The sequence below is a fragment of the Guyparkeria sp. genome (assembly GCF_041687595.1).
GTDB lineage: Bacteria > Pseudomonadota > Gammaproteobacteria > Halothiobacillales > Halothiobacillaceae > Guyparkeria.
In genome coordinates this window covers 47,912-61,808 of record NZ_JAWLBP010000001.1, presented here as the reverse complement: position 1 = coordinate 61,808, position 13,897 = coordinate 47,912, and the positions used below count along the sequence as shown (strand labels likewise).

Here is a 13,897-nt window from a genome sequence, read left to right as displayed (position 1 = left end):
GCCTGTTCCTGCTGCAACTTCATGCCGAAGACGTTCAGCGGGTTGTTTGACCCCATCACGCCGAAGGACAGGTCGAGCGTGGGTAGCAGGTTCCCGCTGGCCTGCTCGATGGCGGCGCGCGCCTCGGCGATGCGGGCCTGGGAGAGGTCCATGGCCGCGTTCTGGGACAGGGTGCGCTGTACCGCGTCATCGAAGGTCAGGTCGAGCTGTTCGTTGCCCGCCGCCTGCATTGCCGGGTCCGGACGGAAGTCGGGCGAGGTCTCGGCGAGTGCCGGGGCGGACATGAGCCCGAGGGCAATGGAGGCGGCCAGCAGGCCCAAGCCCGGCCCGCGGTGACCGGGGCTTGCGTTATCCGCCGTCAGATGACCGCCGGGTTGCCTGCGATCGGATGAATCTTTTCGCGCCATGCTGCTTTTCGTTCCTTGGACGTCTACTGGGCCTGCAGGGCGAGGCTGGCTCGTGAACCCGGGCCAGCCGCCACGAGGGCTATCGTCGGCTGCGCACAATATCAGAAACGGCTAATATAGGAAACCTCGCCACGATCCGACTGTCTGACGTCGGTTGAGCTGCACCCTGCCAAGGAGCCTAGCATGCGGCCACAGCCGGCGTTTCCTCATAAGTATCTGGCATGACACTGATATTCCAGTGAGTGACGCGAGGTAAATGCGGTGGGGCGGGCAGGCGGACTCCGGTCGCGATATCATCGTCGCCCGCCGTTACCGGTTTGGATGGCGTGGTTTGAATGAATTGAGGGAGTTGGTCCGCATGCGGCTGGCCATGGGCATTGAATACGACGGCGGTCGGTACCACGGCTGGCAGCGCCAGTCCCACTGCGACTCGGTCCAGGAGCGCCTGGAACGGGCGATCGGGCGCGTGGCCGACAGGCCGGTGGAGGTCGTCTGCGCCGGGCGGACCGACCGGGGCGTGCACGCCACCAACCAGGTGGTCCACCTCGATGTGGACGTGGAACGTCCGCTGTACGGCTGGCAGATGGGCACCATCCAGCATCTCCCCAGGGACATCACCGTGCTCTGGGTCCGGTCGGTGGGCGAGGACTTCCATGCGCGCTTCTCCGCCACGGCCCGCGAGTACCGCTACTGCGTGGTGAATCGCTCGGCTCGCCCGGCGCTTTCGGCGGGAAGGCTCACCTGGTGGTATCGCCCGCTCGACGCCGACCGGATGCAGGAGGCGGCGGCCCAGTTGCTCGGCGAGCACGACTTCTCCAGCTTCCGCGGCAAGGACTGCCAGGCGCATTCGCCGGTGCGCACGATGGAGTCCATCCGGGTTACCCGGCAGGGCGACCACCTCCTGATCGACGTCCGGGCAAATGCCTTCCTGCATCACATGGTGCGCAATATCGTCGGCAGCCTGTTCGCGATCGGGTCGGGAGAGCGGCCTGTGGAATGGCTGGCCGAAGCGCTGGCAGAGCGCGACCGCGAGGCGGCAGGCATCACGGCGCCCGCCGATGGGCTCTACCTGACCGCAATCGATTATCCGTCGGTCTTCGACCTGCCGACACAGCCGCGCCGTCCCTTGTTCGAACAGGTTGGCGGATTCGAGCGCCTGTCGGAATCCTGCTAGTATTGCCGGCCCAGTCGGCCCGCCATCGGCCGACCGCTGGTCGCCAGTCATGTTCTTAACGAGGGCCGTTCCCAGGTGGAAAACCGCCGCACACGCGTCAAGATCTGCGGGATTACCCGGGTGGCCGACGTCGAGGCCGCTGTGTCGGCCGGTGCCGATGCGCTCGGCTTCGTCTTCGTGCCGGCCAGCCGGCGCTCGATCGACATCGGCCTGGCCCGGGAACTGATCGCCGCCGTGCCGGCCTTCGTCCAGACCGTCGCGCTGTTCGCCGACGCACAGGTGGACTGGGTGGAGACCGTGGTCGACCAGGTCGGACCGGATCTGCTGCAGTTCCACGGCAACGAGACGGGGCGTTTCTGCCGGCAGTTCGGCCGACCCTACATCAAGGCGGTCAGCGCCGAGCTGGATGACACGGAACGCGACCGGGTGCTCGCCGACCATGCCAGCGCGCGTGGCTTCCTGCTCGATAGCCATGCCGTCAGCGGTCTGGGCGGCACGGGGCACACCTTCGACTGGGGGCGCTGGCCGCGGCAGGCCGGACGGAAGGGACGTCCCTGGATCCTGGCCGGGGGGCTGACGCCGGAGAACATTGCCGAGGCCGTGTCGACACTCTCACCGTACGCGGTGGATGTTTCCAGCGGCGTCGAGGAGGCGCCGGGCATCAAGTCGGCCGAACTGATTCATGCATTCATGCGAGGGGTAGGGCATGCCCGAAACCACTGATCCGATGGCCCGCGAGGCGATCGACTACACCAGCTTCCCCGACGCGCGCGGCCGCTTCGGCGACTACGGCGGTCGCTACGTCGCCGAGACGCTGATGGAGCCGATCGAGGAGCTGACCGCCGCCTACGAGAAGTATCGCAACGACCCGGGCTTCGTCGAGGAGTTCGAGTCGGACCTGCGCGACTACGTCGGTCGTCCCACCGCGCTCTACCACGCCAAGCGCCTCTCCGAGCTCTATGGCGCGGAGATCTGGCTCAAGCGCGAGGACCTCAACCACACCGGCGCGCACAAGATCAACAATGCCCTCGGCCAGGCCCTGCTGGCCAAGCGCATGGGCAAGACCCGCATCATCGCCGAGACCGGTGCCGGACAGCACGGTGTGGCCACGGCCACTGTCGCCGCGCGGCTGGGGATCGAGTGCGTGGTCTACATGGGCGCCGATGACATTCAGCGCCAGGCCCCGAACGTCTTCCGCATGCGCTTGCTGGGCGCGAAGGTCGTGCCGGTGGATTCCGGCACCCGCACGCTCAAGGACGCGCTCAACGAGGCGATGCGCGACTGGGTGACCAACGTCGACGACACGTTCTACATCATCGGCACCGTGGCCGGCCCGCACCCGTACCCGCTGATGGTGCGCGACTTCCAGTCGGTGATCGGCCGCGAGGCACGCGCCCAGATGCTGGAGAAGACCGGCGAGTTGCCCGACCAGGTAGTCGCTTGCGTCGGGGGCGGTTCCAACGCCATGGGTATCTTCCACGCCTTCCTGGCCGACGAATCCGTCGAGCTGCACGGCTCGGAGGCCGGCGGCGAGGGCGTGGAGTCCGGCCGGCACGCCGCGCCGCTGACCGCCGGTCGCCCCGGTGTGCTGCACGGCAACCGCACCTACCTGATGGAAGACGAGAACGGCCAGATCATCGGCACGCACTCGATCTCTGCCGGGCTCGACTACCCGGGCGTGGGTCCGGAACATTCCTGGCTCAAGGACATCGGCCGGGTCCAGTACGCCGCGATCACCGACGAGCAGGCCATGGCCGCCTTCCACGACGTGATGCGTTGCGAGGGCATCATCCCGGCGCTCGAGTCCTCCCACGCGGTTGCCCATGCGCGCCTCCTGGCCGAGGCCCGGGGTGGCCAGCGCATCCTGGTCAACCTCTCCGGTCGTGGCGACAAGGACATCAACACCGTGGCACGACTCGAGGGCATCGAACTGTGAGTGAGACGAGCGTTAAACAGGAAAGCCGCCTGGCCCCACTGTTCCGGCGCCTGGCCGGCGAGAACCGTGCTGCGCTGATCCCCTATATCACGGCCGGTGATCCGGATCCGCAGGGCACCGTCGAGCTGATGCATGCACTGGTGGCCGGTGGCGTGGACGCGCTGGAACTCGGCGTACCGTTTTCCGATCCCATGGCGGACGGTCCCGTCATCCAGGCGGCGCACGAACGCGCCCTGAAATCCGGTCTGGGCCTGCGTGGCGTGCTGGGTCTGGTGGCCGAGTTCCGCCAGCGGGATACCGAGACGCCCGTGGTGCTGATGGGCTACCAGAACCCCATCGAGGCCATGGGGCTGGAAACCTTCGCACAGCAGGCCTCCGAGGCCGGCGTCGATGGCGTGCTGACGGTCGACCTGCCGCCCGAGGAGGCCGACGACCTGGTTCGTGTCTTCGCCGGCGCGGGCATCGACCCGATCTTTCTGCTGGCGCCGACCACGAAGGGCGAACGCGCCCGCGCCGTGGCCTCGCGTGGCTCCGGTTTCGTCTACTACGTCTCGCTCAAGGGCGTGACCGGGTCGGCGAATCTGGACGTCGACGCACTCGGCTCGCAGCTTGAACGCATCCGCGAGACCTGCGATCTGCCGGTTGGCGTTGGTTTCGGCATCCGGGATGCCGAGACGGCCGGTCGGGTGGCGGCCGTGGCCGACGCCGTCATCGTGGGCTCGGCAATCGTGCGACTGATCCACGAACAGGCAGTCGAGCACGGCGGGGTGAACGAGGCCGTACTGGGCAAGGTGCGGGATTTTGTCGGCGAAATGCGTCGGGCCGTGGAAACAGCAAGGAAATGACAGGCAATATGGACAGGCGAACGATCGGGGAGGCTGAGGCATGAGCTGGCTGGACAAACTCCTTCCGTCACGAATCCGGACCGAGAGCAGCGGCAAGCGTGGCGTGCCCGAGGGGCTCTGGGTCAAGTGCGATGGCTGCGACGCTGTGCTCTACCGGGAGGAACTGCGTCGCAACCTCGAGGTCTGCCCGAAGTGCGGACATCACATGCGCATCGGCGTGCGCGAGCGCCTGGATGCGTTTCTCGACGAGAACGGTCGCCAGGAACTGTTCGGGGACGTCGCGCCGGTCGATATCCTCAAGTTCCGTGACCAGAAGAAGTACCGGGACCGGATCACGGCCAGCCAGAAAAAGACCGGCGAGAAGGACGCGCTGGTGGTGATGCGCGGACAGGTCGAAGGCCTGCCGGTAGTGGCCGCGGCCTTCAATTTCGCCTTCATGGGCGGATCGATGGGCTCGGTGGTCGGGGAGAAGTTCGTCCGGGCCGTCGAGGCCTCCATCGAGAACCGCTGCGCGCTGGTCTGCTTCACGGCATCTGGCGGCGCGCGCATGCAGGAGGCGCTGTTCTCGCTGATGCAGATGGCCAAGACATCGGCGGCACTGACCCGTCTGTCGAAGAAGAAGCTGCCTTTCATCGTGGTCCTGACCGATCCCACCATGGGGGGTGTCTCGGCATCGCTGGCGATGCTCGGTGACGTGCAGATCGCCGAGCCCAACGCGCTGATCGGCTTCGCCGGCCCTCGCGTGATCGAACAGACCGTGCGGGAGACACTGCCGGAAGGGTTCCAGCGGAGTGAATTTTTGCTGGAGCACGGTGCGATCGACATGATCGTGCCGCGGGCCGAGTTGCCCGGGGCGGTCGCCACGCTGGTCGCCAACCTGCAGAAGAAGGATCTGCCGCGCTCAGAGGCGGCCTCTCCTTCGCGCGAGGGCTCGTGACCGAACCTCCCGCCGAGCTGCGGTAGGGCGATCGAGGTCGGCATGACAGAGGCAACCCTCGAGCACTGGCTGGACCGGCTGCTGGAACGCGACCCGGACCGCATCGAGCCGGGTGTGGCCCGTGTCAGGCGAGTGGCGACCGACCTGTTGCGCGGCAAGCGCATCGGCACCGTCATCTCGGTGGCTGGAACCAACGGCAAGGGTTCGAGTGTGGCCATGGCCTCCGCGATCTGCCGTGCGGCGGGCTATCGGGTAGGCAGCTTTACATCGCCCCACCTGGTCGACGTGCGGGAACGTTTCCTCGTCGACGGCGAGCCGGTCGCGGCGGACCGCCTGATCGAGGCGTTCGAGGCGATCGATGCCCATTCGGGCAGTGGGGAATTGACATATTTCGAATGGCTGACGGTGGCGGCCTTCGTGGTGTTCGCCGCCGAGTCACTGGATGTCTGGGTGCTGGAAGTCGGTCTGGGTGGGCGTCTCGACGCCGTGAACGCACTGGACGCCGATCTTGCCTTGATCACCAACATCGGTCTGGATCACCAGGCCTGGCTGGGCGACTCGCGCGAGGAGATTGGTCGGGAAAAGGCCGGCATCCTGCGGCGCGATCGGCCGGCCGTCTATGCCGACCCGGATCCCGTCAAGGTCGTGACGACCGAAGCGGTCCGCATCGGCGCGGACCTGCGCCGACTGGGGCGCGAGGTCGTGCTGGAGGCTCCCACTCCGAAGGACCCGGGGCATTTCGCTCTTCTCGGTCCGGAGGGGCGCCGGGACTACGTCGTTCCCGCGTTGGGCGGGTCGCACCAGGTGGTTAACGCCGCGGGTGTCGTTGCGTTGCTGCAACATCCGCACAGTCCGTTGGACATACCGGATGCTGCCGTGAACGAGGGGTTGCGGTCGGTCGGTCTGGCGGGTCGTTTCGAGTGCTTCGAAGGCGACGGTCGCCGGTTCGTCCTGGACGTGGCCCACAACGGGGAGGCGGCTCGAGCCCTGGCCGATGCCCTCAAGAAGCGGCCCGCTGGGCGCCGTCTGGCGGTGTTTTCCGCCCTGGCGGACAAGCCGGTCGCCGAGATCGTCGCCCCGCTGGTCGAACTGATCGATGCCTGGTGGGTGGCGGAGCTGCCGATACCCAGGGCAATGTCGATACAGGACATCGAGACGGTCCTCTCGAACGCCGGGGTCGGGGAGGTGTATCGTGAAAGCGGTCTCTTGGCGGCGTATAATGCCGCCATTGCCGCATCGCGGCCCGGAGACGAGATTGTGATCTTCGGATCATTTCACGTCGTGGGCCCTTTGCGAGACCGGGTGAAGACGGCCCACAATGAGCGGCACAGGCCCGCGCCTGTAGCCTAATCCGACGAGGACGCCGTGGCAGAGCAATCCGACTCAACCTGGACCGAATCGCGCTTCCGTCAGCGTCTGGTGGGCGCGTCGGTCGTCGTGGCGCTGGCCGTGCTGTTGTTGCCATTGTGGCTCGACGGCAGCGGGATCGACAGCCTCCGCGTCGAGCCTGTTCCGGAGAAACCCGAGATCGCCCGGACCGACCCGGACGAGATTCCCCAACCGCCGGGCGACACCGGCGAGCCGCTGGAAAATCCCCCGACCTCCCTTTTCCCCGACCAGAGCTCCGTCGAACTGCGCGCTGGCTCCCACGAGTCGGTCGATGAAGGTGCGGCTCCCGAAGACTCGGTCGATGAAGGCGCAGCTCCCGAAAGGCCGGTCGAGACGACGACCACCCCGACCGAGGATGAATCGGTGACCTCGTCCGATCCGGACGTGACCCCGGAGAAGGCCGAGACGAGTGCCGCTAAAGCGGACGAAGAGGCCGACGGTGCCCCGGACGAGCCGGAGGAGTCTGCGCCAGCGAGTAGCGACGCCGAGGACGAAGGGGAAGCCGACACGGCGGAGCCGTCGCTGCCCGAAACCACTCGGCAGGGCGACTTCGTCGTACAGCTCGGAAGCTTTTCCGACGAGAGCAACGCGCGTGCGTTGGCCGAATCGGTCGAAGCCTCGGGCTTCGACGTCTCCATCGAGCCGCTGTTCTCGGAACAGGGCACGGTCTGGCGGGTGCGCGTCGGGCCCTATGCGACACGCGACCTGGCGACCGAGGCGACCGAGCGCCTGCGTCAGCGGATCGGGCGTGACGGTCTGGTGATGACGAGGTGACGTGTGTCGGCGTGAAACGCCGAGCCACGGATCGTCGAACGGTGACGGGGGAACAGGGATGACGGTGCTCGACTGGATATTGCTGGCGATCGTGATCGTCTCGACGGCGATCGCCCTGGTGCGGGGGTTCATCAAGGAGGTGATCTCGCTGGTCACCTGGCTTGCGGCCTTCGGCATCGCGCTGGCCTTCTCGCAGCCGGCGGCGGTGCTGGTTCCCGAGGCGGTGGACATTCCGTCGGCGCGAGTGGCCATCGCCTTCGTCGCCCTGTTCGTGGTCGTGCTGATTCTCGGTGGGATCATCAACTGGGCGGTTTCGAAGCTGGTGGAATCCACCGGGCTGTCGGGAACCGACCGTTCGGTGGGCATGGTCTTCGGGCTGTTGCGCGGGGTGCTGATCGTTTCCGGGCTGATCCTCCTGGCCGGGTTCACGGCGTTGCCGCGCGAGGAGTGGTGGCAGGCTTCCACACTGATCCCGCATTTCCAGGTGGTCTCCGAGTGGTTGCTGGCCGTGCTGCCGGATGACGTCGCCCGCAATGTCCAGTGGTAGACGGGAATTGAATTGACGATTTGCGGGAGACACAGGGGCGTGTTCTCCCGACGGGGGTGACCCCGTTCGACGCCGGACAGGCCGACTGGCTTGTCCGGCGACGCCGTTCCGGGGACCGGGAAAGGCCTCCGACGGGATTTTAGGTTTTGCGCGGATACGAACCGAGGTGGTTTAACGCATGTGCGGCATTATTGGGATGGTGGCGAAATCGCCGGTCAATCAGGCGCTGTATGACGGACTGACCGTTCTGCAGCACCGCGGTCAGGATGCGGCGGGCATCCTGACCAGTGACGAGGAGCGGCTGTTTCTCCGCAAGGAGAACGGCCTGGTGAAGGATGTCTTCCACACCCGTCACATGCGCCAGTTGATGGGCAACATGGGCATCGGTCACGTTCGCTATCCGACGGCCGGCTGCGATTCCTCCGCCGAGGCCCAGCCGTTCTACGTCAACGCCCCGTTTGGCATCGCGATGGGGCACAACGGCAACTTGACCAACGCCGACGAACTGCGGGCAGCCGTAGTGGCCGAGGATCGCCGGCACCTGAACACCAATTCGGACTCCGAGGTGTTGCTCAACGTTTTCGCCCACGAACTCGCGGACATCGCCGGGGCGCGGCCGACGGCCGACGACGTGTTCACCGCGATCGGGAACGTCCACCGACGTGCCCGCGGGGCGTATGCCGTGATCGGCCTGATCGCCGGCGAGGGGGTATTCGCCTTCCGCGATCCGCACGGCATCCGCCCAGTCTGCTACGGCAAGCGCGAGACGGAAAACGGCACCGAGTACATGATCGCATCCGAATCCGTGGCCATCGAGGCCGGCGAGTTCGAACTGGTGCGTGACCTGGCGCCCGGGGAGGCGATCTTCATCTCCCGCGATGGCGAGGTCACTCTGAAGCAGTGCGCCGAGAATCCCGAGTATGCCAACTGCATCTTCGAGTATGTTTACCTCGCCCGGCCGGATTCGATCATCGACGACGTCTCCGTCTACCGGGCGCGGATGCGCATGGGCGAGAAGCTGGCCGAGAAGATCCAACGGGAGTGGCCGGACAACGATATCGACGTCGTGATTCCGATACCCGACACCAGTCGCACGGCGGCCCTGGAGATCGCGGTCAGCCTCAACCTCAAGTACCGTGAGGGTTTCGTCAAGAACCGCTACATCGCGCGGACCTTCATCATGCCCGGGCAGGCCAAGCGCAAACGTTCGGTGCGCCAGAAGCTCAACGCGATCGACCTGGAATTCCGCGGCAAGAACGTGTTGCTGGTCGACGACTCCATCGTGCGTGGCACCACTTCCAGCGAAATCATCCGCATGGCCCGTGAGGCGGGGGCCAAGAAGGTCTACATGGCCTCGGCGGCCCCGCCGGTGCGCTACCCGAACGTCTACGGCATCGACATGCCGGCCTCCGTCGAGTTCGTCGCCCACAACCGGGACGTCGATGCCATCCGCGCGGCGATCGGCGCCGACGAGCTCATCTACCAGGACCTCGACGACCTCAAGGAAGCGGTGCGGCTGGGCAACCCGACGCTGAGCCAGTTCGACTGCTCGTGCTTCACCGGTGAGTACGTCACCAACGACATCGATGGCAAGTACCTCGACAACCTTGCGGCGAACCGGGCCGATAGCGCGCGCGACAAGGAAAACGACCCCGCGGGAGCCTTGCGGCGCTCCCGGGATATCGTTTCCGTCGGCTTGTACAATGACCAGTAGGATCCTGCGGGGGCTGGCACTGGCTCTCTGCCTGATCCCAACGATGGCAGCGGCCGGTTCCGTCGAGCCGGCGCGGGATGCTGGCGCGAGCAACAACCGGGAGTCAAGCGCGATGAGCGAACTGCCGGCGCGCGTGGTGGAATCCGCTCGCAAGATGGCTGCTCGCCATCAACCGGGCGCGAGTGACCAGGCGATTGTCGTCGACGTGCCGAGCCAGCAGCTCTACCTCTTCGAGGAGGGCTCGTTCCTCGCGCAGTATCCCGTCTCCACCGCCGAACGCGGCACGGGCAACCGGGAAGGCAGCCTTCAGACCCCGCTGGGGCTTCACCGGGTGTCCGAGAGGTTCGGCGAGGACGCACCGCTCGGCCAGATCTTCCGTGCACGCAAGCCGACCGGTGAAATCGCCGAGATTCTCACCGGGGCGGATGAGCGTGCCGCGCGTGACGATGTCACGACCCGGATCCTGTGGCTCGACGGCCTGGAGCCGGGCGTCAACCGCGGTGGCGACGTCGATTCGAAGCGTCGCTATATCTACATCCACGGCACGCCGGAGGAAGGTCGCATTGGCAGCCCTGCCTCCCACGGCTGCGTGCGCATGAGCAACCGTGACGTGATCGAGTTGTTCGATCGCGTCGAGGTCGGCGCCCTGGTCGACATCATCGAATAACCCTCAACTTGAGTGACGGTCGCGAGACCGACCGACGTTCCTGATCGTTCCGGAGAATCCATCCATGCCCGACTATCGTTCCAAGACCACCACCCACGGACGCAACATGGCCGGTGCGCGCGCCCTGTGGCGCGCCACGGGCGTGAAGGATGACGATTTCGGCAAGCCGATCATCGCGATCGCCAACTCCTTCACCCAGTTCGTACCGGGCCACGTCCATCTCAAGGACATGGGGCAGCTGGTCGCACGCGAGATCGAGGCGGCCGGCGGCATCGCCAAGGAATTCAACACCATTGCCGTGGACGACGGCATCGCCATGGGCCACGGCGGGATGCTCTATTCGCTGCCCAGTCGCGACATCATCGCCGACTCGGTGGAGTACATGGTCAACGCCCACTGCGCCGACGCGCTGGTGTGCATTTCCAACTGCGACAAGATCACGCCGGGGATGCTCAACGCCGCCATGCGGTTGAACATCCCGGTGATCTTCGTCTCCGGCGGGCCAATGGAGGCCGGCAAGACCCGCCTGGCGGGCGATTCGGACGAGGTCATCAAGCTCGACCTGGTCGACGCGATGATCAAGGCGGCGGATGACTCCGTCTCGGACGAGGTGCTGGCCCAGATCGAGCGTTCGGCCTGTCCGACCTGCGGTTCGTGCTCGGGCATGTTTACCGCCAACTCCATGAACTGCCTGACCGAGGCCCTGGGCCTGTCGCTACCGGGCAACGGCTCGCTCCTGGCTACGCACGCCGACCGCCGCGAGCTGTTCCTCGAGGCGGGCCGCCAGATCGTGCGCCTGGCCAAGGACTATTACGAGAAGGACGATGCGTCGGTTCTGCCGCGCTCGATCGCCACCCGGGAGGCATTCGAGAACGCCATGGCTCTCGACATCGCCATGGGCGGGTCGACCAACACCGTCCTGCACCTGCTGGCCGCAGCGCGCGAGGGCGAGGTCGAGTTCGACATGACCGACATCGACCGCATGAGCCGCAAGATCCCGCACCTGTGCAAGGTCGCGCCCAGTACGGCGCAGTACCACATGGAGGACGTCCATCGTGCCGGTGGGGTGCTGGCGATCCTGGGCGAGCTCGATCGCGCCGGCCTGTTGCACCGGGATACGCACACGGTGCATGCCCGGACCATGGCCGAGGCGCTGGATCGCTGGGACATCGCCCGCGACACGGTCTGCGAGGAGGCGAAAAGCCGCTACCTGGCCGGTCCGGCGGGCATCCCGACGCAGACGGCGTTCTCCCAGGACACCCGCTGGCCGAGCCTGGACCTCGATCGCCAGAAGGGCTGCATCCGCGACTACGAGCACGCCTACTCGAAGGATGGCGGCCTGGCCGTGCTGTTCGGCAACATCGCCCGTGACGGCTGCATCGTCAAGACCGCCGGCGTGGACGAGTCGATCCTGAAATTCACCGGGCGGGCACGTATCTTCGAGTCGCAGGACGCGGCCGTCGAGGCCATTCTCGGCGACCAGATCGTTCCAGGCGACGTGGTGGTGATCCAGTACGAGGGTCCGAAGGGCGGGCCGGGCATGCAGGAAATGCTCTACCCGACGAGCTACCTCAAGTCCAAGGGGCTGGGCAAGGACTGCGCGTTGCTGACCGACGGGCGTTTCTCCGGCGGGACCTCTGGGCTGTCCATCGGGCACGCCTCGCCCGAGGCGGCCGCCGGTGGCGAGATCGCGCTGGTGGAGGAGGGCGATACCATCGTGATCGACATCCCCGAACGGACCATCCATCTCGACATCAGTGATGCGGACATGGCTCACCGCCGAGAGAAGATGGTCGAGCGGGGCGATGCCGCCTACAAGCCGGTCAACCGGGAGCGCTACGTCAGCCAAGCCCTGAAGGCCTATGCGGCACTGACCACCTCCGCGGCGCTGGGCGCGGTGCGCGACCTCTCGCAGATCGGCGTGAAGTAACGGGTGACGGTCGGGAGCTACATCCCGCCGCATTTCCGCCAGGACGATCCCGAGTTCCTGGCGGAAACCGTGGCGCGCCACCCGTTTGCTGCAGTCACGCTATGTGACGGGGAAGGGCAGATGCTGGCCGTGCATCTGCCCTTCCTGCGTTTCGGGGATCCGCGTGATCCGGCCGGCTGGCGTTTCGAGTCGCACCTGGCGCGCGCCAACCCGGTGGCCGAGGCACTGGCCGGCGGGGCGGAGGCCGCGGCGATCCTGATCTTCACCGGACCGGACGCTTACGTGAACCCGCGCTGGTACGTCGATGCGCGGGACACCAGCGTGCCCACCTGGAACTACCAGGCCGTGCACGTGCGCGGCACCGTCCGGCTGGCCGGCGAGGGCGAACCCGGCTGGCTCGACCGCCACCTGCACGACCTGATCGACACCCACCAGGCGCGCATCGGCGCCGATCCCTTCGACTGGGCCCATCTGCCCGAGACACAGATCGAACGGATGCAGGCGGCGATCGTCGGCATCGAACTGCTGCCGGAGCGCATCGAGGGCATCGAGAAACTCGGGCAGAACAAGAGCGTGGCCGATCGCGATGGCGTGATCGACGGGTTGCGTCGTCGTGACGATGCCGAGTGCGACGCCATGGCCGACCTGATGCGATCGCGGGAGACATGACGCTCGGCGGCGGCTCGCCAGCGCGGTCTGTGTTGCCACGCTTCATCGCCAAGTGGCCTATAAGCCCGGCATGGCCACCGGTCATCGACCGAACCGGGTGCCCTTTTTCAAGATGATCTCCCGACGGCAAGCGAGGAACGGAACATGGAACGACGTCGAGCACTCGGTTTGATCGTGGCGGGTGGGCTGTTGGTCAGTCGCCCGGCCAGAGCGGACTTCGCCGGCGACCTGCTCAAGCGGCTGGATGGCCTGGGTGGCGGCGACGCGTCTCGAACGCAACCGTCAACATCCGGACTGTCTCAGGGCGAGATGGACCAGGGTATCCGCGACGCGCTGGCCAAGGGGGTCCAGGTGGCCGTGCAACAGCTGGGTCAGCGAGGCGGGTTTCTGAACGATCCCCAGGTGCGCATCCCGTTGCCGGGCAACCTGCAGAAGGTCGAGGGCGTGTTGCGCAGCCTGCGGCAGGACGCGCTGGCCGACGAGTTCGTGCAGACCATGAATCACGCCGCGGAACAGGCGGTGCCGGAGGCCACCGATGTGTTCCTGGGCGCGATCCGGGGCATGAGTGTCGAGGACGCCAGCGGCATCGTGACCGGGCCGAACGACGCGGCGACCCAGTACCTGCGTCGCAGCAGCACCGACGAACTGACCAACCGCTTCCGCCCGATCGTCGAGTCGGCGACCGACCGGGCCGGCGTGACCGTCGCCTACAAGCAGATGATGGATCGAGCCGGACCCATGGCGCAGATGATCGCGGGTGAGACGGACCTGGACGGCTACATCACCGACAAGGCTCTCGATGGCCTGTTCCTCAAGATCGCCGAACAGGAAAGGCTGATCCGCGCCGACCCGGCTGCCCGCACGACCGACCTGCTGAAGAAGGTGTTCGGCAATCGATAGGCCGTCTC

The 13,897-nt window shown here is 66.5% G+C and carries 14 protein-coding genes; 13 read left to right on the top strand and 1 reads right to left on the bottom strand.

All coding sequences use genetic code 11. The features are described from left to right. Positions 1-407 (bottom strand): TolC family protein (locus tag ACESL5_RS00325; protein ID WP_372590783.1); only part of this gene is annotated, 407 nt, incomplete at its 3' end. 358 nt (positions 408-765) lie between these two features. Between ACESL5_RS00325 and truA the strand changes: the two genes are divergently transcribed. The 13 genes from truA to ACESL5_RS00260 all read left to right on the top strand — a co-directional run bounded on the left by truA (position 766) and on the right by ACESL5_RS00260 (position 13,889). Continuing rightward, positions 766-1,581 (top strand): tRNA pseudouridine(38-40) synthase TruA, encoded by an 816-nt coding sequence (truA, locus tag ACESL5_RS00320; RefSeq protein WP_372590782.1) that lies wholly within the window; start codon positions 766-768, stop codon positions 1,579-1,581. A 75-nt stretch (positions 1,582-1,656) separates the two neighbouring features. Continuing rightward, the gene (locus ACESL5_RS00315; RefSeq protein ID WP_372590781.1) at positions 1,657-2,304 is read left to right on the top strand and encodes a phosphoribosylanthranilate isomerase; all 648 of its coding nucleotides are present in this window, start codon (positions 1,657-1,659) and stop codon (positions 2,302-2,304) included. Next, positions 2,288-3,517: a tryptophan synthase subunit beta gene (trpB, locus tag ACESL5_RS00310; protein WP_372590780.1), complete on the top strand. Its 1,230-nt coding sequence runs from the start codon at positions 2,288-2,290 to the stop codon at positions 3,515-3,517. Before ACESL5_RS00315 ends, trpB begins: the two co-directional genes overlap by 17 nt. Then, on the top strand, positions 3,514-4,362 hold the full coding sequence (gene trpA / locus ACESL5_RS00305) for a tryptophan synthase subunit alpha (protein ID WP_372590779.1): 849 nt from the start codon (positions 3,514-3,516) through the stop codon (positions 4,360-4,362). Before trpB ends, trpA begins: the two co-directional genes overlap by 4 nt. Positions 4,363-4,402: 40 nt before the next feature. Further along, the gene (accD, locus tag ACESL5_RS00300) at positions 4,403-5,299 is read left to right on the top strand and encodes an acetyl-CoA carboxylase, carboxyltransferase subunit beta (RefSeq protein ID WP_372590778.1); all 897 of its coding nucleotides are present in this window, start codon (positions 4,403-4,405) and stop codon (positions 5,297-5,299) included. Positions 5,300-5,341: 42 nt separating this feature from the next. Continuing rightward, the gene (locus tag ACESL5_RS00295; protein WP_372590777.1) at positions 5,342-6,649 is read left to right on the top strand and encodes a bifunctional folylpolyglutamate synthase/dihydrofolate synthase; all 1,308 of its coding nucleotides are present in this window, start codon (positions 5,342-5,344) and stop codon (positions 6,647-6,649) included. A 15-nt stretch (positions 6,650-6,664) separates the two neighbouring features. Beyond that, positions 6,665-7,462, top strand: coding sequence for an SPOR domain-containing protein (locus ACESL5_RS00290; protein ID WP_372590776.1), 798 nt, complete (start codon positions 6,665-6,667; stop codon positions 7,460-7,462). Between the two features lie 58 nt (positions 7,463-7,520). Then, a complete protein-coding gene (locus ACESL5_RS00285; protein WP_372590775.1) occupies positions 7,521-8,009 on the top strand; it encodes a CvpA family protein in 489 nt (162 codons plus the stop codon). 178 nt (positions 8,010-8,187) lie between these two features. Beyond that, a complete protein-coding gene (purF, locus tag ACESL5_RS00280) occupies positions 8,188-9,723 on the top strand; it encodes an amidophosphoribosyltransferase (protein WP_372590774.1) in 1,536 nt (511 codons plus the stop codon). Positions 9,724-9,835: 112 nt separating this feature from the next. Next, complete coding sequence (locus ACESL5_RS00275; protein WP_372590824.1) at positions 9,836-10,390, top strand: L,D-transpeptidase family protein; 555 nt, start codon at positions 9,836-9,838, stop codon at positions 10,388-10,390. Between the two features lie 64 nt (positions 10,391-10,454). Then, positions 10,455-12,320 carry a dihydroxy-acid dehydratase gene (gene ilvD / locus ACESL5_RS00270; RefSeq protein ID WP_372590773.1) on the top strand — a complete coding sequence of 622 codons (1,866 nt, stop codon included), beginning with the start codon at positions 10,455-10,457 and terminating at the stop codon, positions 12,318-12,320. 3 nt (positions 12,321-12,323) lie between these two features. Beyond that, positions 12,324-12,989, top strand: a complete 666-nt coding sequence (locus ACESL5_RS00265; RefSeq protein WP_372590772.1) for an FMN-binding negative transcriptional regulator — start codon at positions 12,324-12,326, stop codon at positions 12,987-12,989. A 144-nt stretch (positions 12,990-13,133) separates the two neighbouring features. Beyond that, a complete protein-coding gene (locus ACESL5_RS00260) occupies positions 13,134-13,889 on the top strand; it encodes a DUF4197 domain-containing protein (RefSeq protein WP_372590771.1) in 756 nt (251 codons plus the stop codon). Positions 13,890-13,897: the final 8 nt, after the last annotated feature.